Source organism: Streptomyces sp. NPDC033966 (genome assembly GCF_055575955.1).
This window is the reverse complement of the sequence record NZ_JBVIRQ010000001.1, coordinates 73,587-96,772: the sequence shown is the minus strand read 5'-3', so window position 1 is coordinate 96,772 and position 23,186 is coordinate 73,587. Positions and strand designations below refer to the sequence as shown.

27 protein-coding genes are annotated in these 23,186 nt (G+C 69.4%); 24 read left to right on the top strand and 3 right to left on the bottom strand.

Features of this window, described 5'->3' with window-relative positions:
- The first annotated feature begins 107 nt into the window (after positions 1-107).
- The 4 genes from ACZ518_RS00465 (at position 108) to ACZ518_RS00450 (ending at position 7,928) form a co-directional block, all read left to right on the top strand.
- The gene (locus ACZ518_RS00465; protein ID WP_469110850.1) at positions 108-2,486 is read left to right on the top strand and encodes an ATP/GTP-binding protein; all 2,379 of its coding nucleotides are present in this window, start codon (positions 108-110) and stop codon (positions 2,484-2,486) included.
- A gap of 101 nt (positions 2,487-2,587) precedes the next feature.
- Positions 2,588-4,168 (top strand): PucR family transcriptional regulator, encoded by a 1,581-nt coding sequence (locus tag ACZ518_RS00460; RefSeq protein WP_469110849.1) that lies wholly within the window; start codon positions 2,588-2,590, stop codon positions 4,166-4,168.
- Between the two features lie 385 nt (positions 4,169-4,553).
- A complete protein-coding gene (locus ACZ518_RS00455) occupies positions 4,554-5,999 on the top strand; it encodes an aldehyde dehydrogenase family protein (protein WP_469110848.1) in 1,446 nt (481 codons plus the stop codon).
- A 159-nt stretch (positions 6,000-6,158) separates the two neighbouring features.
- A complete protein-coding gene (locus tag ACZ518_RS00450; RefSeq protein WP_469110847.1) occupies positions 6,159-7,928 on the top strand; it encodes a tyrosine-type recombinase/integrase in 1,770 nt (589 codons plus the stop codon).
- 62 nt (positions 7,929-7,990) lie between these two features.
- On the opposite strand, the gene ACZ518_RS00445 is transcribed toward ACZ518_RS00450, so the two are convergent.
- A complete protein-coding gene (locus tag ACZ518_RS00445) occupies positions 7,991-8,641 on the bottom strand; it encodes a hypothetical protein (protein ID WP_469110846.1) in 651 nt (216 codons plus the stop codon).
- Positions 8,642-8,653: 12 nt separating this feature from the next.
- Positions 8,654-9,127, bottom strand: coding sequence for a helix-turn-helix domain-containing protein (locus ACZ518_RS00440; protein WP_469110845.1), 474 nt, complete (start codon positions 9,125-9,127; stop codon positions 8,654-8,656).
- A gap of 237 nt (positions 9,128-9,364) precedes the next feature.
- Here ACZ518_RS00440 and ACZ518_RS00435 point away from each other — a divergent pair, with 237 nt between their 5' ends.
- The 20 genes from ACZ518_RS00435 (at position 9,365) to ACZ518_RS00340 (ending at position 22,695) form a co-directional block, all read left to right on the top strand.
- Positions 9,365-9,604, top strand: a complete 240-nt coding sequence (locus ACZ518_RS00435) for a helix-turn-helix domain-containing protein (protein ID WP_469110844.1) — start codon at positions 9,365-9,367, stop codon at positions 9,602-9,604.
- Positions 9,605-9,669: 65 nt separating this feature from the next.
- Entirely contained in the window at positions 9,670-9,945 is a 276-nt protein-coding gene (locus tag ACZ518_RS00430) for a hypothetical protein (protein WP_469110843.1), read from the top strand.
- A 257-nt stretch (positions 9,946-10,202) separates the two neighbouring features.
- On the top strand, positions 10,203-10,505 hold the full coding sequence (locus ACZ518_RS00425; RefSeq protein WP_469110842.1) for a hypothetical protein: 303 nt from the start codon (positions 10,203-10,205) through the stop codon (positions 10,503-10,505).
- The gene (locus ACZ518_RS00420) at positions 10,502-11,308 is read left to right on the top strand and encodes a hypothetical protein (RefSeq protein ID WP_469110841.1); all 807 of its coding nucleotides are present in this window, start codon (positions 10,502-10,504) and stop codon (positions 11,306-11,308) included. Before ACZ518_RS00425 ends, ACZ518_RS00420 begins: the two co-directional genes overlap by 4 nt.
- Before the next feature lie 9 nt (positions 11,309-11,317).
- Entirely contained in the window at positions 11,318-11,932 is a 615-nt protein-coding gene (locus tag ACZ518_RS00415; RefSeq protein WP_469110840.1) for a hypothetical protein, read from the top strand.
- Positions 11,933-12,098: 166 nt separating this feature from the next.
- Positions 12,099-14,585: a phage/plasmid primase, P4 family gene (locus tag ACZ518_RS00410; protein ID WP_469110839.1), complete on the top strand. Its 2,487-nt coding sequence runs from the start codon at positions 12,099-12,101 to the stop codon at positions 14,583-14,585.
- 256 nt (positions 14,586-14,841) lie between these two features.
- Positions 14,842-15,150: a hypothetical protein gene (locus ACZ518_RS00405; protein WP_469110838.1), complete on the top strand. Its 309-nt coding sequence runs from the start codon at positions 14,842-14,844 to the stop codon at positions 15,148-15,150.
- A complete protein-coding gene (locus tag ACZ518_RS00400) occupies positions 15,147-15,818 on the top strand; it encodes an SAM-dependent methyltransferase (RefSeq protein WP_469110837.1) in 672 nt (223 codons plus the stop codon). Before ACZ518_RS00405 ends, ACZ518_RS00400 begins: the two co-directional genes overlap by 4 nt.
- Positions 15,815-16,252, top strand: a complete 438-nt coding sequence (locus ACZ518_RS00395) for a RusA family crossover junction endodeoxyribonuclease (RefSeq protein ID WP_469110836.1) — start codon at positions 15,815-15,817, stop codon at positions 16,250-16,252. The genes ACZ518_RS00400 and ACZ518_RS00395 overlap by 4 nt, the downstream gene beginning before the upstream one ends.
- Entirely contained in the window at positions 16,249-16,506 is a 258-nt protein-coding gene (locus ACZ518_RS00390; protein WP_469110835.1) for a WhiB family transcriptional regulator, read from the top strand. The genes ACZ518_RS00395 and ACZ518_RS00390 overlap by 4 nt, the downstream gene beginning before the upstream one ends.
- Positions 16,503-16,862 (top strand): hypothetical protein, encoded by a 360-nt coding sequence (locus ACZ518_RS00385; RefSeq protein ID WP_469110834.1) that lies wholly within the window; start codon positions 16,503-16,505, stop codon positions 16,860-16,862. The genes ACZ518_RS00390 and ACZ518_RS00385 overlap by 4 nt, the downstream gene beginning before the upstream one ends.
- Positions 16,863-17,000: 138 nt before the next feature.
- Complete coding sequence (locus tag ACZ518_RS00380) at positions 17,001-17,159, top strand: hypothetical protein (protein WP_469110833.1); 159 nt, start codon at positions 17,001-17,003, stop codon at positions 17,157-17,159.
- A complete protein-coding gene (locus tag ACZ518_RS00375; RefSeq protein WP_469110832.1) occupies positions 17,156-17,794 on the top strand; it encodes a hypothetical protein in 639 nt (212 codons plus the stop codon). Before ACZ518_RS00380 ends, ACZ518_RS00375 begins: the two co-directional genes overlap by 4 nt.
- Positions 17,795-17,881: 87 nt before the next feature.
- Complete coding sequence (locus ACZ518_RS00370) at positions 17,882-18,037, top strand: hypothetical protein (RefSeq protein ID WP_469110831.1); 156 nt, start codon at positions 17,882-17,884, stop codon at positions 18,035-18,037.
- Positions 18,034-18,423, top strand: coding sequence for a helix-turn-helix domain-containing protein (locus ACZ518_RS00365; RefSeq protein WP_469110830.1), 390 nt, complete (start codon positions 18,034-18,036; stop codon positions 18,421-18,423). The genes ACZ518_RS00370 and ACZ518_RS00365 overlap by 4 nt, the downstream gene beginning before the upstream one ends.
- Positions 18,424-18,941: 518 nt before the next feature.
- Positions 18,942-19,832: a neutral zinc metallopeptidase gene (locus ACZ518_RS00360; RefSeq protein WP_469110829.1), complete on the top strand. Its 891-nt coding sequence runs from the start codon at positions 18,942-18,944 to the stop codon at positions 19,830-19,832.
- Between the two features lie 389 nt (positions 19,833-20,221).
- Positions 20,222-20,860, top strand: coding sequence for a hypothetical protein (locus tag ACZ518_RS00355; protein ID WP_469110828.1), 639 nt, complete (start codon positions 20,222-20,224; stop codon positions 20,858-20,860).
- Positions 20,820-21,752: a zeta toxin family protein gene (locus ACZ518_RS00350; RefSeq protein WP_469110827.1), complete on the top strand. Its 933-nt coding sequence runs from the start codon at positions 20,820-20,822 to the stop codon at positions 21,750-21,752. The genes ACZ518_RS00355 and ACZ518_RS00350 overlap by 41 nt, the downstream gene beginning before the upstream one ends.
- Before the next feature lie 213 nt (positions 21,753-21,965).
- Complete coding sequence (locus ACZ518_RS00345) at positions 21,966-22,379, top strand: hypothetical protein (protein ID WP_469110826.1); 414 nt, start codon at positions 21,966-21,968, stop codon at positions 22,377-22,379.
- Positions 22,372-22,695 (top strand): HNH endonuclease, encoded by a 324-nt coding sequence (locus ACZ518_RS00340; RefSeq protein WP_469110825.1) that lies wholly within the window; start codon positions 22,372-22,374, stop codon positions 22,693-22,695. Before ACZ518_RS00345 ends, ACZ518_RS00340 begins: the two co-directional genes overlap by 8 nt.
- 62 nt (positions 22,696-22,757) lie before the next feature.
- Here ACZ518_RS00340 and ACZ518_RS00335 read toward each other — a convergent pair whose 3' ends face one another.
- Positions 22,758-22,994, bottom strand: a complete 237-nt coding sequence (locus tag ACZ518_RS00335) for a hypothetical protein (RefSeq protein ID WP_469110824.1) — start codon at positions 22,992-22,994, stop codon at positions 22,758-22,760.
- Positions 22,995-23,186 lie beyond the last annotated feature (192 nt).

Sequence of the window (23,186 nt, the reverse complement as noted above, 5' to 3'; positions counted from 1 at the left end):
AAGCGGTGCGTCGCCCGCGGATCAGCGCGGGGTGCGGGGCGGAGGGCCTGGCCGGGCACTAGATTGAGCGCCGCGGCGCGTTGGCACGGGCAGGGGGCAGGGGTTTCATGAACAGCGAGGGCACGTACGACGGACAGTCGACCCGAGAGGGTCACGTCCCCCGGCCGGCGGGCCCGCCGCCGCCCCTCGGGACCCCGCCGAAGCCGCAGCACGCGCCGGCCGTCGGAGCCCCCTTCACGGACTGGCTGCGCACCGCGCGGCCGACCGCCGATCCCGGGGTGTGGCGCTTCGGGCACGTGCCGCGTGCCGAGAAGGAGCCCGAGGAGGGATCCGACCGGTCCCTGCTCCGCGGCGCCGCCCTTTCCGCCATGGCCTGCGTGCTCGTCTGGTCGGTGATGCGCAACGGCTACCTCCCGTACTGGAGCGCGCCGCTGAAGCTCACGCCTGACGAATGGTGGGCCCCGTTCACCGGCGCACCCGTCAAGGGGACCGGCGGTGAGGTGGCCCAGCCGCTCTACGAGCTCCTCTTCGACGCCGCTCTGCTCTACGGCTTCGGGCGCCTGGGTGCCTGGGCGACGGCGTGGCGGCGTGTGGTCGTCGCGCGCGGCCGGATGCTTCAGGCGGGGGTGGCTGCAGGCGCCTGCCTGATCACCCTCTGGCTGGTGGCGGAGCTGTCGCTGCCGGTCAGGCTCGTCGTGTACCCGTTCCTGCCCCTCGTCCCCGGGGACGTGAACGGCAACGAGTCCACCATGGCCCAGGCGGACACGGTCATCACCGTACTGATCGCGCTCGCCTTCCTGTGGCCCGCGCTGCACCGATCTGCGGCCACCGCCACACCGGCGCTCCGGGGATCCCGGTCCGCCGAACCACACACGGTCGAGCCAGGCTCGTCCGCCGACCCCGCCGACTGGCCGGACGTGCGCGCGGCGGGACTGGGTGGGGCCGCCGCGCGGCTCGCGGCCGAGGCCGGGGGTGGGCGGATGAACGATGTGGACTTCGCGCGGATCCGGCGGGCCTGGGAGTCCGTCCGGGCCGACCCGACCCGGCTGCGGGCCTTCGACGACGCCGTACGGGACAGGGGCGCAGGCGCCTGCGTGCACCCCTCCGGCGACCGCGACCTGCCGGTCCGCGCCGCCCGGCACGACCTGCTCACCCGGCAGGTGCTGCTCGGCACCGTCGAGGACGGGGAGCGCAACCCCTACGCCCGCCGCGGCACCGGGCTCGCCCTGGACCCCGGGGTGCTCGGGACCTCCCTGCTGGCCGTCGGCCCCTCCGGCACCGGCAAGACGGCCCGCCTCGTGCGGCCCGTCGTCGAATCGCTCGCGCTCCAGGCGCTGGCCGGACAGACCGCCGTCGTCGCCGTCGGCGCGGCCGGCTCCCAGCTCGGCCCCGACGACGCCTACGACATCGTCGTGCGCGTCGGCGACCCCGCCTCCGTCCACGACCTCGACCTCTACGGCGGCACCGCCGACCCCGACGAGGCCGCCGGCCTCCTCGCCGAGGCCTTCGTCGGAGACGTCCCCGGCATCGACGTACGCCGGGCCGCGACCACCCTCGCCCAGCTGATCGGCCCCTTCCGCGAGGCGTACGGCCGCTTCCCCGCCGTACCCGAACTGCGCGAACTCCTCGACGGGGTGCCCTCCGCCCTCACCGCGCTCCGCCAGGCACTGGAGGGCACCGGGCGGCAGGCCATGCTCCGCGAGCTCGACGCGCGCCTGCGCCAGCAGGGGGCCCCGGGCGACCCCGGCCCGGCCCTCGCCGACCGCGCCGCCCTGCTCGACCGGCCGGCGTTCAGCGGCTTCTTCGACGTGGGGGCGGTCGTCGGCGGCTCCGACCGGCGCGGGCGCCCCTTCTCGCTGCGCGCCCTCGAACACCCCGTCCGGGTCCGCGTCGACCTCCCCGAGCGCGCGCACGCCGACGCCTCCCGGATGCTGGCCCGGCTGCTCCTCGCCCAGTTCAACGCCGCCGCCGCGGCCCGCGCCGACCGCTCTCTGTTCGCCTTCCTCGCCCTCGACGACGCCTCGCACACCCTGACCCCGGAGACCGTCCGGGGCGTGCAGCGGCTGCGCTCGGCCAACGCCGGCGTGCTGCTGACCCTGCGCACCCTGGACGACGTACCGGAGCCCCTGCGCACGCCGCTGCTGGGCGCGGTCGGCTGCCGGATGGCCTTCTCCGGGGTCACCACGTGGGACGGGCAGCGCTTCGCCGAGGCCTGGGGCACCGAGTGGGTCGAGACCCGGGACGTCACCCACCGGACGGTCTTCGCCGACCAGCCGCTCACCCGGGCCATCCACGCCTTCCGCAAGCTGGTCACCGGCAAGGCCGTGACCACCGACGCCGTCACCGTGCGCCAGGTCGAGCGCGAGCGCTGGTCCGCCTCCGAGCTGGCGCACGCCGTGCCGCCCGGCTGCGCGGTGCTGTCGCTGACCTCCGTCCGGGGGGAGCGGGCCGCTCCGCTGCTGCTCCGGCTGTCGGGAACCGGCTGAGCGGACCCGTACGGGGTGGCAGAATCGAAAGGGGCCGTTCATACGACATGGCGAAAACCCGTGCCGGGCCCCCTCCCCCCGCCCTCCCCGTCTGGAAACCGATGCCGCTCACCCTCGCCTCGCTCGTCCAGCACTCGGCGCTGAAGCTCACCGTCCGGGCCGGGGAGAACCGCCTCGACACCCCGGTGCGCTGGGCCCACGTCAGCGAGCTCGCCGACCCCGTCCCGTACATGGAGGGCGGCGAGCTGCTGCTCGTCACCGCGATGAAGCTGGACGCGGACGACCCCGAGGAGATGCGCCGCTACGTACGCCGGCTGGCCGCCGCCGGGGTCGTCGGCATCGGCTTCGCCGTCGGGGTCAACTACGAGGCCATCCCCGAAGCGCTGCTCCAGGCCGCCCGCGAGGAGGACCTGCCGCTGCTGGAGGTGCCCCGGCGGACCCCGTTCCTCGCCATCAGCAAGGCCGTCTCCGCCGCCCTGGCCGCCGACCAGTACCGGGCCGTGACCGCGGGCTTCGAGGCGCAGCGGGAGCTGACCCGGGCCGCGCTCTCCGCCGACGGTCCGGCCGACCTGCTGGCGAAGCTGGCGGCCCACGTGCACGGCTGGGCCGCGCTGTACGACACCTCCGGCGCCGTCGTGGCCGCCGCCCCCGACTGGGCGGCGCGCCGGGCCGCCCGGCTCACCCCCGACGTGGAGCGGCTGCGGGAGCGGCCCGCACCGGCCAGCGCCGTGGTGGGCGGTGCCGAGGACCGGGTCGAGCTCCAGTCCCTCGGCACCGGGCGGCGGGCCCGGGGCGCCCTCGCGGTCGGGACGGCGGCCCCGCTGGGCACCGCCGAGCGGTACGCGGTGCACTCCGCCGTCGCGCTGCTGACCCTGACCACCGAGCGCTCCCGCTCGCTGCACGACGCGGAGACCCGGCTGGGCGCGGCCGTGCTGCGGATGCTGCTGGAGGGGGAGCACGAGCACGCCCGGGCCGTGGCCGGGGACCTGTACGGGGCGCTGCTGGAGGCGCCGTTCCGGATCGTCGTCGCCGAGCCGGCGCTGCCGGGCACGGCCCAGCCGGAGGGGCTGGCGCTGCTGGCCGACGCGGTGGAGTCGGCGGCGGCGCGGACCGGGGAGACGCTGCTGGTGGTCCCGGAGCCGGGCCGGCTGGTGGTGCTGGCCGCCGACGGGGGCTCGGCGGTGCAGGCGTGCGCGGACCATGCGGAGGCCCTGGAGTCCCGGCGCGGCCGGGAGGCGTCCGGGCCGGAGCCCGACGAACTGGTGGTCGGCCTGTCGGCGGCGGCCGGCCCGGCGGGGGTGGCGGCCGCCTTCAAGCAGGCCGACCAGGCCCTCGCCGTGGCCCGGCGGCGGGGCCGGGCCCTGGTCGAGCACGAGGACCTCGCGGCGGGGTCGGTCCTGCCGCTGCTCGCCGACGACGCCGTACGCGCCTTCGCGGACGGCACCCTGCGGGCCCTGCGGGAGCACGACGCGACCGGCCGCGGCGACCTGGTGGCCTCCCTCCAGGCATGGCTCTCCCGCCACGGCCAGTGGGACGCCGCCGCCGCCGACCTCGGCGTACACCGCCACACGCTGCGCTACCGGATGAAGCGCGTCGAGGAGATCCTCGGCCGCTCCCTCGACGACCCGGACGTCCGCATGGAGCTGTGGCTCGCGCTGAAGGCCAGCCCGGCACCCTCTTGACGCGCTCCTCGCGCCGCTCGGCGCCGGGGCGCCTCCCGGGCTCCGGCCCGCTGCGCCGGACTCCGTCCGTCGGCCCCCCGGCAGGGGCCGGTGGTCCTCTGCGGCGGTGTGCCGCCGCGCGGGAGCCGTCCCGTCCCCGCCCTTCCCCCGTTCCCGCCCTCAAGCGCCGGGCGCGGCTCACCCCGCGGCGCTGCCGCGCCCGCGGCTCAGACGACGGCGTGGCCGGAAAGCGCCGGCGGCGCACCTGCACGCGGCGGCCGCGACAGTGACAAAGCGGCGCAGGTCTGCGCGGAGGTTCTCCAAGGCGGCTAAACACCGAAAGCCCGGCGGCGTCCTACCTTGGTGGAGACAAGACCACCGCACAAACCGAAGGGCCGGGATTCGCATGACTTCCACCCACGCCTTCTGGCTCGCCGGCCGCCAGGCCACCGGCGAGGACAGCTTCGACGTCCACAACCCGTGGGACGGACGGCTGGTCGGCACCGTCAGCGTGCCCACCGACGCCCAGGTCGAAGAGGCCGTGGCCGCGGCGTACGCCGTGACGGCAGAGTTCTCCGCGACCCCCGCCCACGTACGTGCCGCCGCCCTGGACCACGTGTCCAAGCGGCTCGCCGAGCGCACCGAGGAGATCGCGCAGCTGATCTCCGCTGAGAACGGCAAGCCGGTCAAGTGGGCCCGAGGTGAGGTCGGCCGTGCGGTGTCCGTGTTCCGCTTCGCCGCCGAAGAGGCCCGCCGCTTCAACGGCGGAGAGGCCCAGCGCCTGGACACCGACGCCGGTGGCGTCGGCCGCCTGGCCCTGACCCGCCGCTTCGTCAAGGGCCCGGTCCTCGGCATCGCGCCGTTCAACTTCCCGCTGAACCTGTGCGCCCACAAGGTGGCCCCGGCCATCGCCGTCGGCGCGCCGATCATCCTGAAGCCGGCCCCCGCCACCCCGCTCTCCGGCCTGATCCTGGGCGAGCTGCTCGCCGAGACCGACCTGCCGGCCGGCTCCTGGTCCGTGCTGCCCGTCGCCAACGACAAGATGCCGGCCCTGGTCAAGGACGACCGCCTCCCGGTCATCTCCTTCACCGGCTCCGACACCGTCGGCTACGCCATCCAGCAGTCGGTGCCCCACAAGCACTGCACCCTGGAGCTCGGCGGCAACGCCGCGGCCGTGGTCCTCGCCGACTGGTCCTCCGACGCCGACCTCGACTGGGCCGCGACCCGTATCGCGACCTTCTCGAACTACCAGGCCGGCCAGTCCTGCATCTCCGTGCAGCGCGTGATCGCCGACGCCTCGGTCTACGACCGGCTCGTCGAGAAGGTCGTCGCGAAGGTCCAGGCCCAGGTCACCGGCGACCCCTCCGACGACGCCACCGACGTCGGCCCGCTGGTCTCCGAGGACGCCGCCAAGCGCGTCGAGTCCTGGGTGGACGAGGCCGTCTCCGCCGGCGCCAAGCTGCTCACGGGCGGCAAGCGCGACGGCGCCACGGTCGAGCCGACCGTCCTCGCGGACGTCCCGGCCGGCGTGAAGCTCGCCACCGAGGAGGTCTTCGGACCGGTCCTGACCCTGACGAAGGTCGAGAACACCGACGAGGCCTTCGCCGCCGTCAACGAATCGAAGTTCGGCCTGCAGACCGGCGTCTTCACCCGTGACGTCCAGGTCGCCTTCCGCGCCCACCGCGAGCTCGAGGTCGGCGGTGTGATCATCGGCGACGCGCCGTCCTACCGCGCCGACCAGATGCCGTACGGCGGCGTCAAGCAGTCCGGCGTGGGCCGCGAGGGCGTCCGCTACGCGATGGACGACTACACGTACGAGCGCGTCCTGGTCCTCACGGGCCTCGACATCTGACCGACTCGTACGGTCACAGACCGACGGCCGGAGCCTACTGTGCGGGGGCTCCGGCCGTCTTCCTATATCTAGTCTCTGACCTGGTCGAAGGTCCAAAATCTGGCCGAATCTTTTGCAGCAGTGGGAACAGATTGGGAACACCGGGGCTAGTCTCCCGCCATGGCGAGCGTTGTTCCGCGTAAGAACAAGGCCGGCGAAGTCACCAGCTACCAAGTGAAGTGGCGAGAGTCCGGCGAATGGCAGACCGAGCGCTTCGACGATGAGGACTCGGCGAAGGTCTTCAAGACAGCCGTGGAGGAGGCCCGGCAGAGCTGGCCGCCCGGCTGGATCAAGGGCAAGGGGTACATCGAACCCGACGCCGACGACGACGAGCTGAAGTACCGGTTCGACCGCTACGGCCCCGAGATCATCAAGAACCGCCGCGGGAGCAAGAAGTACAAGAAGGGCCGCCTGCGCGCGCTGGAGATGTACATCTTCCCCACCTTCGGCCACTGCGACATCCGGTCGATCAAGCATTTCAGCAAGGCGACCATCGGCGCGTGGCTCAACGAGATGAGCCAGACGCAGGTCAAGCGCGGCGCGAAGATCAAAGACATGTCCCCGGGCACAGTGCGCCTGTACCACGGCCTTCTGTCGATGATCCTTCAGGAAGCCGTGAACGCGGAGCCGCCGCTGAGGGACCGCAACCCCTGCAAGCTCAGCGAGCTTCCCGGCGGCGACGACTGGGGCGTGGACGACGACGTGGCGACCGATGTCATGGAGTTCATGACCCCGGAGGAGATCGCCGGCCTGATCGCCTGCTTCCCCCGTGCCAGTGATCGCATGCTCGTCCGCACTGCCTATGGGACCGGCATGCGCTGGGGTGAACTGACCGCGCTTGCGGCGAAGCACGCCCGTAGCCCGCAACCCGGCAGGTTCGCCGTGCGAGTCACCCGGGCTTGGAAGCGGGCTCCGGGGGAGCCCTGGTTCCTCGGCCCGCCGAAGACGAAGGCAGGGCGGCGGACCGTGGAGATCAGCGCCGGCCTGTGGCTGGAGCTTCAGGAGCACGGCCTCGGGCGACTGGCCAAGGACGACCTGATCTTCCACGACGGCAAGGGGAACAGGCTCCCGTACTCGACGTTCTACGACCGGTGGATGGCGGCCGTCGCCGAGGCCAAGAAGCGCGGGGTGCTCCCCGAGTGGAAGATGCCGACCTTCCACGACGTGCGGCACTCGCACGTGGCCGCGCTGCTGTCGGACCGGCACTCCCTGACGTACGTCCAGCGCCGCTTGGGCCACGAGTCGATCAAGACCACCAGCGACCAGTACGGCCACCTCCTGGAAACCGCGCACGAGGCCGCCCTCATCACCCTCGACCGGATCATGGGGATCACGGCACCGAACGCCGGCGCCGTGACCGTGCCGACGCAGCCGAAGGACACCGGGCGCTGGGTATACGCCGTCGCGCTGGACGATCACTCCGAAGGCTTCTGGAGCGAGGCGGACGCCCAGGCCCTGGCCCGGCAGTGGGCCGAGGACCGCGGCGGCGAGGCGGTACCAGTGGCGACGTGCTCCCCGGCCTGGTGGACCCGCATGGTCCCCGGAGGTCTGGAGACGGTCCGCGACGAAATGGCGCTGCGCGCAAACGTCTGGAGCATCGGCCCAGTCGCGTACGCGCCCGACGGCACCGAGCGCGTTCTCCGGCCGGAAGACCGCGAACCGCGGCAGCGCTGGGTCTGGGACTGGGAGGACGAATACGTCACCGCGGTCGGCGTTCCATACGCGGAGTGGCAGCCGAACGGCGAAACCGTGGCGTACGCCCGGGGCCTGGTCCTTGGGGCCGTTCTCGGCGTCTTCGAAGACGCGAAGGCGGAGGCGCTGCGGAAGTGCGGGCTCAACCCCGCCGTGAGGCGGGCGGCGACGGAGGACGGCCAGGGCGTGGCCATGTGACTGCCCGCGGACATGCGAAGGGCCCCGTCGGGTTGGCTGGGGCCCATCGTCCTGCGGGAGGGTTATCCGGCGTCGCCGACACCCTCGGTGGCGCGGCTGTGCTCGTGCTGGGGCAGGGGGGACTGGCCGCGCGCGTGGAGGCGGATGAGGCTGAGGGGGGAGCCGCCGCACGCTGCCTTGCTGGCGCGGCTAGCGGTGGGGTCGGCGGACACGGGTGTGGTGCGTCGGTTGAAGGCATCTGCACGTTCCTGCATGACCTGCTGAATCAGCTGGTTGTGATCTGCCGCAAGTTCGTCGTAGTCCTGCTGGAGTTCGCCTCGCAGGTACTGTTCGTCCTGGTATGCGGACTCCGCCTCGTCGAGCCGTCGGGCCAGGCCGACGAGGATGGTGTCCCAGGTGTTTGCGGAACGATTCAGCGCTGCTTCGCGCTCGGCGAGTCCACGAAGTCGGCTCCCGTGTTCCTCTTCGAGGCGGCGGCGAGCCTCCGTCAGGTCGGCGAGCGCCTCTCGATTGCGGACATCGTGGCCGTTCATCCACCGCTTGAGCGCAACCATGGCGGTGACGGTAACGGCGACCATCGGGAAGAGTCGCTCTGAGATCAATAGCGTGACGCCACCTACGCCGTTGTCTCCAAGGCCATCGGTGGTCGCCAGAGTGAGGGCGACGCCGGCGGCCATTCCGGAGAGTGCGGCGATGGTGGTTCTACCCGTCATGCGTGCGGCCCCCTAATTTGCGCCTACGGCCCCCGCGGACGCCGCGTCTGACTCTGCTTCACGCTGTAGACGAATGGCCTGCTCGATGTTGCTGATGAGCATTCTGCGGATCATGGGGTCCTTGATTCCCCATGCGTCGGCTGCCGCTTCCGGGGAGAGCGGCTGTGTCTGCAAGGTAGCTGAGCGTACATCTGTGGCCCCCTCTTTTGGCCAGGCTGACTCAGAAATGACTGTGCTTTCAACCAATAGCTCCCGGACGTCAACGTCCAGGGCCTTGGCGAGAGCCTCGTACTGGTTCGGCATGGGGAGGGTCTTGCCGTCCAGCATCCGGCCGATGGCCGATGGGCTCATGCCGACCTCCTTGGCCAGCTGTGATCGGCCGCCAGCACCGGGGGTCAGGTCGTAGCCCGCGCGTGACGCGAGCCTGCGGACGAGGGCGCCGAATCGCTGCGCCACCGTCTCTCGGGTGGTTTCCATGCTCCGCATGAAGCGGAGGCTAGCGCGCATGCGAGCAGACCGCGAGTGCTTGCATGCGTGCATCCTCCCAGGTCGGCACGCCTTTCTGCCATCGCAGCTGGTGATAACGGGCGTTCGCATGAGTCGAACACGAGATATTCATGCCGGAATCCCCGATGGGGAGACTTGCGTGCATGCAAGCCAGCCCTCTATGTTTTGCATGCGTGCCAGTCGTGTGCATGCAAGCCCTAGTTGAAGGGAGGGGCCGTGTCGCCCAGGCTTCGCCTCCGCACGGATGTCCTCAACGAGAAGGCTGAGGAGGCCGGCGACCGCACCAGCAACGCCATCGCGAAGCGCGCTGGAGTCCAGGCATCGACCATTACTCGGCTCGTCGCCGGTGAGACCACGCCGACCGTAGCGACGCTCGTCGCTCTGGGAAACGCGTACGAGATCAGCCTTGACGACCTCGTCGTCGGGGCGCCGGAGGCCGGGCAGGTCCCGGCATGAGCCGGGCCCTCCAGGTCCGCGCAGCGGCTGTAACCGCCCGGCGCGAGTACTGCCAGTGCACCACCGTGCGGAACTACAGGTACCCCGAGGCCGCCGACAAGCTCGGCTGCAAGGAGGGGTGGCTGCGTGACCACATCAGCAGCCTGCCGCATCAGCGAATCGGCGAGGCCGCCGTCTTCTGCGAGTGCGAACTCGCCATCATCCAGGCCCTTTGCAGCGTCATGCCGACCACGGTCGAGCCTGCGCTGACCCAGGCCGACGCCGCGCCCACCAGCACGGCAACTCCCGCCGCCAGCCTGCGCGCTATTCGCCCCTCCCAGAGGCGCAACCGCGGCGCCTGACGCCGAACGGGGCAGCCCGGACGGCCAGATCCGAGAAGCCCCAGGCACACCTCACCAATCAGAGAAGCGAGGTACACCGTGACCACAGGGCCTATCGGCATCCCGAACCAGCCCCCGTTTGACGCGAGCATCTGCGTCCAGTTTCCGGTGAGGGCCACGCCGACCCGCGGCGCGGTCGAGATCAAACACCCCTCGTTCGCCCGGACCCGTGCGCACCTCCACGCCCACCCGCTGCCGACGCAGCACCGGAGGGCCGCGTGATGTTCATCCGCCGCACCACCTACAACCGGCTCGCCTCCCGCGCAGGGGCCTACGCGGAGGCGTATCGCGCCGCGCGCAGCACCGATGTGGCCGCCGCGCGCCTAGACCGGCGTCGGGCCCGGCTCCTCGTCGCCTGTCGCGAGTACCGGCGAGTGATCGCCGAACGCGACCACCGCATCGCGACCCTCCAGTCCAGGCTCGATGACCTGCTCGGCCTGAACAGCGACGCGGTCCGCTCCGGCGAGCGCTGGCAGCAGCGACGGACCGACAAGCCCCACAACCACGGGGCCGCGCTGTGATCGCCACGGGGAACGACGAGTACAGCACCGTCCTGGCGGAGCACATCGGCCAGTTCATCATCGACGCGGACACCAACAGCTCGCGGTCCCTGCAACGGGCCATCGGTCCGAGCGAGGTCGGCGAGCCGTGCGAGAGGCAGCTCTCCTACAAGATCCTCGACTGGCCCGAGACCAACAGCAACCGGGACCCCATCGCCGCGATTATCGGCACCGGTTTCCACATGTGGATGGCCGAGAAGTTCACAATCCGGCAGACCAAGCTCCCAGACGGTCGGCCCCGCTACCGGATCGAGGAGCGTGTCACGGTCCGCGAGGGCCACACCCCGGCCGGGACGCTGACCGGGTCGGCTGACCTCTTCGACCGGCTCGCCCTGCTCAACAACGACTGGAAGCTCGTCGGCGTCAGCTCTCACGACAAGTACCGGCGGCAGGGTCCCGGCGGCAAGTACCGGATCCAGGCCCACCTGTACGGCCTCGGTCAAGAAAACGCTGGACACCGTCCCGTCCGCGTCGCGGTCACCTTCATCGCCAGACACCACGAGCTCCGCGTGCACGTGTGGTCCGAGCCCTACGACCCGCAGGTCGCACTCGACGCGCTCGCCCGGCTCGACCGGATCCATCAGCGGCTCTACGACCTCGACCCGGAGGCCGCGGCGGAGCACTGGCACCAGATCCCCACGGACCCCGCGGCCACCTGCCGCTTCTGCCCGTGGCTCCTGCCCGGAAGCACGGACCTCTCCCAGGGGTGTCCTGGCACGCAGTCCCCTCACCCGGGCGCCTCCCTCGTAGCCCTCATCGCATAGGAGCACAGCATGACCATGCCCTATCAGGCACCCGAAGCCGACGAGTTCCTCATGGGCGGGGCCGGCGCACCCTCCGCCAAGTTCCCCGCGCTCGGACACACGGTGACCGGGCAGATCACGGTGAAGCCCACCGTGGAGCAGCAGCGCGACTACGACGACGACAAGCTGCTGTTCTGGGACGACGGCAAGCCGCGCATGCAGCTGGTCGTCACCCTCGCCACCGCAGAGCGGGACCCGGAGATCCCCGAAGACGACGGAATCCGGCGCCTCTTCGTCAAGGCCAACCTCAAGACGGCAGTTGCCAATGCGGTACGCCAGGCCGGCGGAAAGGGCCTGGAGGTCGGCGGTGTCCTCACCGTGACCTACTCCGCGAACGGCGAGCAGACCAACCCGAAGAAGAACCCGCCGAAGCTGTACAGCGCCGCGTACACGCCGGCCGCGGCTGCGGAGCTCCACGCACCGGACCCGGCGGCTACGCAGCAGCCGGTGCCCGCCGCGCCGCAGGTTCCCGGGCTGACCGCCGAGCAGATTCAGGCGGCGATGGCCAACCCGGCCACCGCAGCGCTCATCGTCCAGCAGCAGGCCATGCAGGCGGCCGCTGCTGCGGCGCCCCCGCCGTTCTAGCCCCTCAACGCCGTCCGGGGCTGCGCGACCTCCCCTCGCTCCGCAGCCCTGGACGGACCACCCCGCCTCGGCCCCGGCGCGACGCCGCGGGATCGACTCCCGCCCGAGGCGCTGCACCAGGCCCGCACCACGCAAGGAGCCGATGTTGAGCGACACCGCACCCGACATGCTCGCCGCGGCGCTCGCGCTGCACGCGGCCGGCTGCTCGGTAGTCGCCGTGCGAGCGGACGGCTCGAAGCATCCGCGCGGCAGCTGGAAGACCGCGCAGACCCAGCGAGCCACCGAGCAGCAGGTCTACCACTGGTTCTCGGAGGGGCACCCCGGACTGGGTATCGTTTGCGGCGCCGTGTCCGGCGGTCTGGAGATGCTGGAGCTGGAGGGGCGCGCGGTCGACGAGGGCGTGCTCGCCCAGCTCGTCGAGATCATCGCCAACTCCGGGATGTCCGATCTGTGGGCCCGCATTGCCAACGGCTGGCTGGAGCGCAGCCCCTCCGGCGGCCTTCACCTCCACTACCTCGTGGACGGCGGCGCTCCGGGCAACACGAAGCTGGCGAGCCGACTCGCCCGCGAGGACGAGCTCACCGAGGCCGAGCGCGAGCTCCTCACCCGGCATCCGAACAAGAAGATCCTGCGGGGCCTCATCGAGACCCGGGGTGAAGGCGGCTTCGTCGTCACCGCGCCATCACATGGGCCCGTGCACAGCACAGGCAAGCCGTACGAGCTCCTTGCCGGGGGCCCGGCCACCCTGCCGACCATCACCGCAGACGAACACGCGGCGCTGCACACGGTGTGCCGGATGCTCGACAGCATCCCTCCGGACGAAGCCACGGTCGCCCCGGCCTCGATGCGGCTCGACGAGGCGACCGCGTTTCTCTTCGGCGGTGACCACACGGCCGAAGAAACAGGCAGCCTCTCCCCTGGCGATGACTTCGAGCAGCGCGCCACGTGGAAGGACATCCTCGCTCCGCACGGCTGGAAGCTGATGTTCGTCTCGGGGGCGACCTCGTACTGGCAGCGCCCCGGTAAGGACGGCCGGGAACCCTCCGCGACAACTGGGAGGGCGCTCGATCGGGACCGGCTGTATGTGTTCACGACCTCGACGGAGTTCATCGCCGAGCGCCCGTACACCAAGTTCGGCGCGTACGCGCTCCTGAACAACGGCGGCGACCACAGCGCGGCCGCGAAGGAGCTCCGCCGCCTCGGCTACGGCGAGCGCGGCCCCGAGCCTGTGCGCCACCTCACCGCGGTGCCAAGCCCAAGCTCACCCGTGGACGGGACTGCGGCGCTCAACGTGGTTGCACACCCCACCGCCGAAGCCGGGCCGGACAACTACTCGCGGACCGACGACGGGAACGCCCTCCGGCTCGTCGACCTCCACGAGGGCGAACTGCGGTACGTGCCGCAACGCGGCCGGTGGCTGCACTGGGACGGGCACCGCTGGGCCTGGGACGAGGCCGGGGCGGTGCGCGAGATGGCCCGCGCGATTGCCCGAGACCTCCCCAGCGGCGAAGGCGAGGCCAAGCACCGCGTGCGCAGCCTCTCCACGGCCGGGATCTCCGCCATGGTCACCATGGCGCAGACCGATCCGCGCATCGTGGTCCACGCGGGCCAGCTCGACGCGCACCGAATGCTCCTCAACACCCCGGCAGGTGCGATCGACCTGGTCACCGGCCAGCTCAGTCCGCCAGACCCGGTCGAGATGCACACGCGCGCAACCCGGGTGGCGCCGGACTTCGATATGCCGACGCCGCGATGGAACAGCTTTCTCGCCCAGACCTTCGGCGACGACGAGGAACTGAAGGGCTATGTCCAGCGGATGGCCGGCTACTCGGCTTCTGGGTCGGTGCGCTGGCACATCCTGCCGTTCCTTCACGGGCCCGGCGGCAACGGCAAGGGCGTGTTCCTCAACGTCCTCCGCGCCGTCCTCGGCGACTACGCGGCGACCGCACCGAACGCCTTTCTCATGGCCGGCGCCCAACGCCACGAGACCGAGATCGCCCGGCTCCACGGACTGCGGCTCGTCATCGCGTCCGAGGTCAACCAGGAAGCCAAGTTCGACGAGGCCAAGGTGAAGGAACTCACCGGCGGCGACGGCCTCACCGCGCGGTTCATGCGCCAAGATCACTTCACCTTCGAGCCCACCCACAAGCTGTGGCTGATGGGCAACCACCAGCCACGAGTCAGCGCCGGCGGGAAGAGCTTCTGGCGGCGCCTGCGGCTCATGCCCTTCACCCGCACGCCGGACAAGGTCATCGAAGACCTGGAGCTGTTCCTTGTATCCGAGGAAGGCCCGGGAATCCTCGCCTGGGTCGTCGCCGGCGCGGTCGAGGTCTTCCGTGACGGCCTCCAGGACCCGGCGTCCGTCACCGCGGCAACCGCACAGTACGCGGCCGAAGAGGACGCGCTGGCCCGGTTCCTGGAGGAGGCGTGCCACGTCGGCGGCGGCACCCAAGTCCGCACCGTCACCGAGGTGTTCCGCACGGCGTACGAACGCTGGTGCCGCGCCGAGGGCGAGGATCCGCTGCCGTCGCGGCAGCTCGGCCGAGAGCTGAAGGACCGATTCCAGATCGTCCGCAAGTCGTCGAACAACGTCTACTCGTACCTCAACGTGGCCCTGCAAGCGCCCACCGACGATCGGTGGGACGACAAGTGATCACGAAATCAGTGCCGTTGAAGTGCCGTTGCAGTGCCGTCAAAAGTGCCATTGAAAATCGACGTTTGCGCAGTTCAGGGCATGACAGTGCCATCAGTGCCGTTGAAATCCGCCAGCCAGCTCCGTACGCACGCAAGAGCATCAATGCTCAGAAGCTGGCCCCAACGGCACTGACGGCACTGCCACCCGCGCTGACCTGCGGAAATGAAAGCGCCGTCAACGGCACTGCAACGGCACTGCCCCGAAGCGGTGCCCCGTGACCAATCCGAGCATCGCCGCGAAGATCGCCGTCAGCGCAGACCACGCAGTCGAACGCCCCTGCCGACGGTGCGGAGCCCCTGTGCTCACCGCGTGGGCCGGCCGCACCGCCGCCGTCCAAGTGATCGCAGACCCCGAGCCCGTAGACGCACTCGACGAGATCCGGGCCCGCACCGAAGGCCGCCTCACCTGGCGCCTGATCACCAGCACCCTCGGCGTTCGCCGCATCGTCTGGCGCGACCCGGGCTTCGTACCCCACTCCAAGCACCCCGTACTGCGTGACCACCTCTGCAAGGGAGAGTCATGATCCACAACCCGCACGGGCTCCCCATCGTCCTCAACTTCTACTGCTGCCAGGGCGGCAGCGGCGCAGGCTACGCGGCAGCCGGCTTCCTCCCCTTCGGCGTGGACATCGAGCCGCAGCCCCGCTATCCGTTCCCGTTCGCCCAGGCCGACGCGCTGGAGTTTCTGCGCCAGCACGCCGAGTGGATCCGGGAGAACGTGGCGCTCGCCGATGCGTCCCCGCCGTGCCAGCTCTACAGTCGCACTCACAAGATCCGGAAGAACAGCCACCCCGACCTGATCGGACCGACCCGGGACCTCCTCGAAAAGACCGGCGTCCCGTACGTCATCGAAAACGTTGAGGAGGCCTGGGGTGAGCTGCGTGACCCGGTACTCCTCTGCGGCGCCTCCTTCGGCCTCCGCACCTACAGGCATCGCCTGTTCGAGGCCGGCGGCTGGACCCTCACCCCGCCGGAACACCGGGACCACACGGCGCCCGTGACCAAGATGGGCCGCCCGCGGAAGCCGGGCGAGTTCGCCCACTACGTCGGCAACTTCTCCGGTGTCGCCGAGGCCCGGCTGGACATGCGGATGCCCTGGGCCACTCGCGACGGGCTGCGCGAGGCCGTGCCGCCCGCATACACCGAATTCATCGGGCGCCAGCTCCTCACCCAGAGGGGGATTTCAGCATGAACCGGCACTTCGTTGTCAGGCTGCCCGCCGGGATCGCGCTGCTCAACAGCAACCAGCGCCCCCACCACGCGGTAAAGGCCCGGCTGACCGCGGCAATCCGCAGCGCTGCGATGGCCGCATGCAGCGACGACCCGACAATGCGCGCCGCGCTCGTCCTCGCTGGCGACGGGCCCGCGCTGCGGCATGCGTACATCCTCGGAGTGCTCCACCCTCCGTCGCGGCGCCGCGCCGACCCGGCCAACTGGTATCCGAGCTTCAAGGCTGCGATCGACGGCTTGGTGGACGCCGGCGTGCTGGAGGACGACGACCACACCCGGGTGATCGGCCCCGATATGCGTATCGGCCCCGTGGTCAAAGGCGGTCGCATTTCCCTGCATATCCAGGAGCTCACCCCGGCTGAACACGAGGCGTTCCACTGGGGGGCCGCATCGTGAGCCGTTTCGACTGGCACGACGGCGCGCCGTGCAACGAGATCGGGTCGGAAATCTTCTACCCGGAGCGCGGCAGCACCGAGACCTACCGCCAGGCCCGAGGGATCTGCGGCACCTGCCCCCTCCGGGAGCGGTGCCTGGAGGAGGCCCTCCTCATCGAGGGCGCTCTCGCGCACGAGTTCCGGTCGGGCATCCGCGGCGGCCTCTCGCCCCGGCAGCGGGCCGACCTGTCCCGGGAGCGGCGGGCGGCAGCATGACCCAGCCCCCGATCGCCGCGGCGGACATCTGGCAGCCCGTGATGGACGCGGCTGGCGACCGGTGCCAGTGCACCGGGCAGTGCGGCAAGCGGCACGCCGAGCATGGGCGCCCCGGGCGCTGCGACGTCTGGAACGGCACCAACCGCAAGGGACACGGGGTCGTACGGCTGATCGCCGCGCCCCTGGTACTCACCGAGAAGTGGCCGCCGGACCCCCGCGAACAGCTCCTCGCCTGGTGCCCCGAGTGCGACACCGCGCGCAGACCCTCCCGGCGCCGCAAGCCGGCCGCGACACAGGAGGAGTTCCTCTTCGACGTCGCGGAATTCCACACCGCACCGAACAACGACGCGGCCTGACCTACAGCCACCTCGAAGGAGACCGCACATGACGCTCCTCGCCTACATCGCCGTCGGCCTTGCCGCCTGGTCCCTCCTCGCCCTGCTCGTCGGCCTCACCGTCGGGGCTGTCCTGCGACTTCTCAACGAAGGCTCGCGATGACCGGGCGGAAACAGCTCGACCAGCTCACCGACGACGAGCTCGACGAGCTGTACGACGAGCTGGACCGACTCCGCGCCCTCGTCGGCCGGCGCGAACACCGAGTTCACGTCCACACGCCCGCCGTTCCCGCCGAACCGAAGGAGTCCCGTTCGTGACCGTCTGCCTCTGCCGTACCGAGCTGGAGACCGGCCATCTCTGCTGGCGCTGCCGGGCCGCGACTGCTGGCCGCCTTCAACGAATCCCCGCGATGTACAGGCTCCTCGCCCATGAGTTGCAGCCGTCCAGCAGCCCGGCCTCGTTCGGGTGGGTCCGTCTCGTCGAGGCGCCGCTCCCGGTGTCCGGTCGGGTGCTGACGTTGCGCGGCCCCGGCGGCATCGTCGGCGTCCTGGAGGACTGGCGCGCTGCGATGCAGGCGGCACGCGGCTGGGATGAGCCTGTGATCAGCGGCGCGATCGAGGACAGAGTGTCCCGAGCCGCCCGCGGGCTGGCGCTCAACCTCGACTGGATTGCCGAGAGCTGGTCGGAGGCCGGCACCCTCGCCACCGAGGTGCGCGAGCTCGACGAGGCCGCGCTGGCCATCGTCTGCCCGCATGACACCACCGAACGCGGTACCCGCCTGGGGCCCTGCCCCGCAGAGACCGCCGGAGAGGTGTGCGGCGCCATGCTGCGCCACTACCGCAGCGCCAGCGCGGTGACGTGCGCATGGTGCGGCGCCTCCTACCCGCCCAGCACTTGGGCTGACCTCAAGGCCTGGATCGACCACGACGAGGAGGCACGCCTGGCCGGATAGCACCCGACAGCAAGACGGCCCCCGCTGGTGCTACCAACACCGCGCGAGGGCCTGACCAGAACCCTTGAGCAACCAAGGAGAGCGGCTGTGTCCGAGCTTACGCCCGACCGCCCCACCCCCCAGCAGTCCGGACGGCGCCTCGTCGCCGTCGGCACCATCCGTCGCCGCGGCGGCCGAACCCTCACGCTGCGCGCCACCCCCGCCGGCGTCACCGGCACCATCACCCCGGCGGTGAGCCGATGACTGGCACGCCTCCCACCGAGGTCGTCGTACAGCGTCGCGCCGAAGTCGCGCGACTGTCGCGCGACAACGTCCCCATCCGGAAGATCGCCGAGCAGCTCGGCGTGACCAAGGACGTCGTCTACCGCGACCGCAAGGCGCTGCGCGCGACAACCCCCGCGACACGGATGGAATATCACCTGAAGCGCGCGACAGACACCGCCGAATTGATGCGACAACTCCGCGACACCGTCAGCGAAGTGGCCGACGCGCGGCCTGCGTACCAGCTGTTCGTCGATGACGAAACAGCCACCCAATGGGCGGAGCAGCTCCGGGCCGACGCCGCCCGCCTGCTGGCCGTCGCGGAGACCTTCCGCGACTACTACCCCCACACCGCGGCCAAGGCCTGAGATCAACGGGTCGTGAGTGACACTGGACGGCATGGAGTACCTGGCCCTGCCTCCCGGACAGCTCACGACATCCACGGCCGCACTCGCCTGCGGAGTGCGGCCGGCCACCGTCCGCGACTGGGTTCGCCGCGGCCTCCTCGCCCGGTACGCCGGCACGCCTAGGAAGCCGATCTACCGACTCCAGGACGTGCTCGCTGCCCGCGACGCCCCCAAGCCCACAAGGCCCGGCCAGCGCCAAAGCGATCAGGCCGCTTGACACCCGGACCACAGCGCGCGCCACGGTTTACGCGTACAACCATGACCGCATGCAGGCTGACGAAGACATATGCAGAGGCCCCGACCGTCACCGGCCGGGGTCTCTGCGCGCCTACTAAAGGCGTCGTGAGCATATACGGTGCCGCTGCACCCGCCTGGCGACTCAGAGTTGCCGGCTCATGCTCGGGGGCGCAGCCTGGAAGGGCCGCTTCTGCGATATCACACCTGCCCCCGTGTAGCTAATGGTCAAGTAGGCGGTCCCCATGAAAGTGAATCCCAAAGCTAGAGCGATCGCGTCTGCCGTCTCCAGCGCAACCGCAGTCATCGCATGTTTTGCAGTAGCACCCCCGGCCCACGCCTCCCCATCCCATGCAACGGCGACTGGCTGGAATAGCGAACCTAGTCCGCCTCCGTGGAATACGGAACAACAGGTGCCCGAGGCACAGTCAGGACAATCCCTTAGGAGCGAATCGAGTTCAGGTGGCGTGGTCGATGTCGTGGGCTTCCTGGCTGAGGTAACCAACGATGCCACACGTATATGGACAGAGTACTTTTCGCGGACGCCCGGCTTGCAGGCGCCGGTCGTCACGACCCACATCATAGGCACCAACCAGGAACCCACTTATACCTTCTCGCCAGAATGTGGCGGCAACACGATAGGTGGAGACTTTCCGAACGCATACTACTGTCCGACCGGCACGGGTGACATCATATTGCCCGTGCTCAGCTTCGCTAAAATCTGGAACGGCGAATTCTTCGGAACAATCCCGCAGACAACCGGTGACTTCGCCGCGGCGGTCGTCGTTGCACATGAGTTCGGCCACCACATACAGGATGAAATATATCTCCAGTACAACAGCCAGAACGTTCCTGTGCCGAACATTCCAAATAACGACAAGAACAAGGAGTTGATCGCCGACTGCTTCAGTGGGGTCTGGGCATACGCCGCCTTCTACAAGGGAGTCATTGAACCAGGCGACTACGACGAGGTCATCGCGTCCCTACGGGCGCTGGGCGACCCGCCAGGAGAATCGAGTCACGGCAGCGCTGATGAGCGACAGGCGGCCTTTGAACAGGGATACAACACTGGAGCCCCCGCTAAGTGCATCGTCGACTACTGGCCGGGAGCCGCGACCGTCCTAAACATTGCGTGAGACGTCGCTCCTTATGGTGTGATCGCCACTACGCCCGCCTCTGCCCATGGCTCCCGCAAACGAGGTATACGCCAGGCGGGCAGCGCCAAAGTGATCATGCCGCTCGACGAACAGCAACGGGCACCAAAGTCGGGCGAACAGCCGTTCACACACTGGCACGCCATCGAACATTGATCGACTAAGGACGAACGGTCGCCAGCCACGCGGAAACTCGGGGTCACGAGTCCGGGCCACTCAGCAACCCCGCGCTGCGCCCCGAAGGCTGGGATCGCGGTTACCTCCGGACGGTGACACCCTGGAACTACACGGTCCCGATGCTCCTTCGCGAGCCTTGGTGAACCTCAGTATCAGGGGCGCGTCGTCGAGTAACGCCAGGAAGGACGGCGCCCATGCGTGACAACCCTGCCGGCTATGAAGCCTGGATCGGCCTGCCGACGTTCGACCGGCACAACATCAACCTCGGTCCGGCCGATGCGGTGATCAGCGATGTGTCAGGCGACTCGTGGCTGGTCGTCCTCCTGGACTCGAAGACTCGCGCCCCGATCCCTATCGATCGGGTCGCGCGTGAAGGGGAGCACCTCAGGGTCGCCTACGACGCGCGGACCGTATCGCGAGCACCGGCCCTGAATACCATTGTCAAGGAAATAACGCGCGGAGATGTGGTGCGCCTGGACTCTCATTATCATCACGAGCTGCCAAAGGGCCTATATGAAACACCGCTGGACGTTGCACAGGCTTTCGAAAAACAAGAGGTAGGTGAGGATTTCCTGATAAAGGAACTCGCCTCATGGCCCTATGTGGTACCCGCGAGGATGGACTCTCACACGGAGACAGCCGACATCCTGGACGACCCCCCCGTCTGGCGACGAGGAACGGTCCATGACCTCGAAATTGCAGTAGATCGGAAGCTGATCTCTGTTGAGATCTATGGGGCCATATTGGCCGAGATGACGGGCAAGGCGGGCGAGCGCAACGCAGGTGGTGATGATGGTGGCCGTACCTCTGGCGCGCGGGAGACACCGGAATGACATTCTGGACCACAAGCAAGTCCTGATCGAGGCAGAGAGAGGCGGAAGCCTTACCGAGCGTTCTCCTTACGCGACCATCTCGAACACTAGATGGTTCACTGAGGTACCCGGAGGCGTACTGCTTCCCACAGAGGCCCGCATCGCCACTCAGGAAGAAATTCTTAAGGAATTCAGAAAAGGCCATGAAAATGTGCCGCGAGACCGCCTCGCCATCATCATGGCAGGCCCGCCGGGGGCAGGAAAATCGTCGACGGAGGCCACGGTACGAGAGGAGCTAGCCCCCGGATCCACGTGGTGCCAAATCGATGCGGACGAATTCAAAGACCTGATCCTGAAGCGGGCATTCAGCAACGGAGAATACGAAGAGATCGTTCCACCGGAGCTCCACGAAGAAAGAGCCCGCGCATACCTTAGAGAGCTCGCCGCTCTCGTTCACGAAGAGTCCAGCAACTTGGCGGCACGGGCACGCGAGGAGGCAATAAAGGAAGGTGAGAATATCGTAATCGACGGCACGCAGAAGACCTACCATAAGGCCGAAACGCTCATCGACATACTGCTTGCCGAACATTATTCCATCCAAGTAATGGACGTAGAAATAGGCTTTACTACCTCCCTAGAGCGCGTAGAAAGGCGCTGGTCCAAGGGCTATATTGCAGCCGAGGACAGTTACATGAGCGGAAGAAGCCTTATCGATCACCTCGGGGGGCGTTGGATTCCCTATCGGTGCGTGTCAGGCATTTTCCCAGGCGAGGATGGCGGCCACATATCGGCTTGCCAGAGGGTGGTCGAAAGACTGAAAGTTAGATATCCGGACCTCAAAGTGCGGATCAAGCGTCATGACTCCCCGCTGCAAGGATCTCCGCGAATTGGCGGCGACGGAGGCGGGAAGTGACAATACTTCCCATACTCGCGGCGTTTACCTCTGTGATTCCATGGCTGACACACGACAGCCACTCGGGACGTATTGCCGCTTGACAACCACGGTTGACACGCGCCACGATTTGCGAGTACAGCCATGCCCATTGGCAGGCTGACCGGGAGACTTCAAGGCCCTGACCACTCCAGTCGGGGCTTTTGCCATGTCCCACCGCAGGCAGGAGGCTCCATGGACGTCCAAGCCCCCGGGCCCGTATCGGCGCCAGAGCTCGGCCGCCCCGTCTGCGCCCTCTGCGGCGATCAGGCCCTCGTGCACTGGCAGCGGCGGCTCACCGACACGGAGTTCGCCGCACATCGCGCCCAGGAACAGGAACGCCGGGATGCTCGGGCCCTCCTCGCCGACCCGCGGTTGCCCAAGCCGGAGCAGGCTCCGCTACCGATGCCCGCTGACTGCACAAGGCCCGTGTACGCGTGCGGCCGGCACGCCATCGGCATTGAGGCCGCGGCGCTCGTCCACGCGAAGACCTGCACCGCGCCCGACGAGCGGACGCTGCCCGCGTGCGACTGCACCCCCGAACGGACGCCCGCACCCCTGCCGGAGCCTGAGGCGCTGCCGATCCCGGAATCGTGGATCCGTGCCTAAGCGGCCTTGCCTGGACTGCGACCGCCTCACCCCCAACCCCTCACGCTGCGACGCCTGCGCCACCCGGTTCAACCAGCGGCGAGGCTCGGCCGCGCAGCGCGGGTATGGCTCGGACTGGCGTCGCGTGCGTGCGCAGGCCCTCGCCCGGCACCATCAGGTCCACGGCAGTTGGTGCCCCGGCCACGGCGTACCGGGCCACCTGTCCGACGACCTCACCGTCGACCACGTCACTCCCCTGTCCAGGGGCGGCCGCAGCACCCTGGATAACGCGCAGATCCTGTGCCGGGCCTGCAACTCCCGCAAGCGCAACGGCTGAGACCCCCCGTCCAAGTTCTTGGGGCCTATCGAGAGTGCGCTCCAGCTCTGTGGGGGTAGGGGTCAGACCCTTGGTCGGAAGATCAGAAACGCCGTCCCTTTGCCGTCGTACACCGTGTGGGGGCTAAACGTGGACTGCTCCAGCCGCCAGCCCACGGCCTCAATCGCCTCAATCGCTCCCGACACGGTGGGTAGAGGTCTGATGTCTTCGTAGGTGGGCCATGCCACATCGATGTGGCACACGAACACACTGCGCCCCTCACCTGCCGCGCGCTGCGCCAGCGCGCCCATGTCGTTCATGGCGTACTCCATCTCTAGCCGAACTCCGGTCCACCGCCCGAAGCAGCAGCCGAGGACCGCTCGGTAAGCCGCCGACGGTGCAGCACGGTACCTCCGCGTTGTGCGCAATCAGGATTCAGAGAGTGACGACACGCATCTGACGTCACACACGGTGAGGAACTCGCCATCTGTCACCGCGCACCCGGGGGTGGG

What these genes read in the sequence shown, in the direction of transcription:
- ACZ518_RS00465 (WP_469110850.1), top strand. Translation starts at nt 108, where the DNA reads ATGAACAGCGAGGGCACGTACGACGGACAGTCGACCCGAGAGGGTCAC.
- ACZ518_RS00460 (WP_469110849.1), top strand. Translation starts at nt 2,588, where the DNA reads ATGCCGCTCACCCTCGCCTCGCTCGTCCAGCACTCGGCGCTGAAGCTC.
- ACZ518_RS00455 (WP_469110848.1), top strand. Translation starts at nt 4,554, where the DNA reads ATGACTTCCACCCACGCCTTCTGGCTCGCCGGCCGCCAGGCCACCGGC.
- ACZ518_RS00450 (WP_469110847.1), top strand. Translation starts at nt 6,159, where the DNA reads ATGGCGAGCGTTGTTCCGCGTAAGAACAAGGCCGGCGAAGTCACCAGC.
- ACZ518_RS00445 (WP_469110846.1), bottom strand. Translation starts at nt 8,641, where the DNA reads ATGACGGGTAGAACCACCATCGCCGCACTCTCCGGAATGGCCGCCGGC.
- ACZ518_RS00440 (WP_469110845.1), bottom strand. Translation starts at nt 9,127, where the DNA reads ATGCGGAGCATGGAAACCACCCGAGAGACGGTGGCGCAGCGATTCGGC.
- ACZ518_RS00415 (WP_469110840.1), top strand. Translation starts at nt 11,318, where the DNA reads ATGACCATGCCCTATCAGGCACCCGAAGCCGACGAGTTCCTCATGGGC.
- ACZ518_RS00410 (WP_469110839.1), top strand. Translation starts at nt 12,099, where the DNA reads ATGCTCGCCGCGGCGCTCGCGCTGCACGCGGCCGGCTGCTCGGTAGTC.
- ACZ518_RS00400 (WP_469110837.1), top strand. Translation starts at nt 15,147, where the DNA reads ATGATCCACAACCCGCACGGGCTCCCCATCGTCCTCAACTTCTACTGC.
- ACZ518_RS00395 (WP_469110836.1), top strand. Translation starts at nt 15,815, where the DNA reads ATGAACCGGCACTTCGTTGTCAGGCTGCCCGCCGGGATCGCGCTGCTC.
- ACZ518_RS00385 (WP_469110834.1), top strand. Translation starts at nt 16,503, where the DNA reads ATGACCCAGCCCCCGATCGCCGCGGCGGACATCTGGCAGCCCGTGATG.
- ACZ518_RS00380 (WP_469110833.1), top strand. Translation starts at nt 17,001, where the DNA reads ATGACCGGGCGGAAACAGCTCGACCAGCTCACCGACGACGAGCTCGAC.
- ACZ518_RS00365 (WP_469110830.1), top strand. Translation starts at nt 18,034, where the DNA reads ATGACTGGCACGCCTCCCACCGAGGTCGTCGTACAGCGTCGCGCCGAA.
- ACZ518_RS00360 (WP_469110829.1), top strand. Translation starts at nt 18,942, where the DNA reads ATGAAAGTGAATCCCAAAGCTAGAGCGATCGCGTCTGCCGTCTCCAGC.
- ACZ518_RS00355 (WP_469110828.1), top strand. Translation starts at nt 20,222, where the DNA reads ATGCGTGACAACCCTGCCGGCTATGAAGCCTGGATCGGCCTGCCGACG.
- ACZ518_RS00350 (WP_469110827.1), top strand. Translation starts at nt 20,820, where the DNA reads ATGGTGGCCGTACCTCTGGCGCGCGGGAGACACCGGAATGACATTCTG.
- ACZ518_RS00345 (WP_469110826.1), top strand. Translation starts at nt 21,966, where the DNA reads ATGGACGTCCAAGCCCCCGGGCCCGTATCGGCGCCAGAGCTCGGCCGC.
- ACZ518_RS00335 (WP_469110824.1), bottom strand. Translation starts at nt 22,994, where the DNA reads ATGAACGACATGGGCGCGCTGGCGCAGCGCGCGGCAGGTGAGGGGCGC.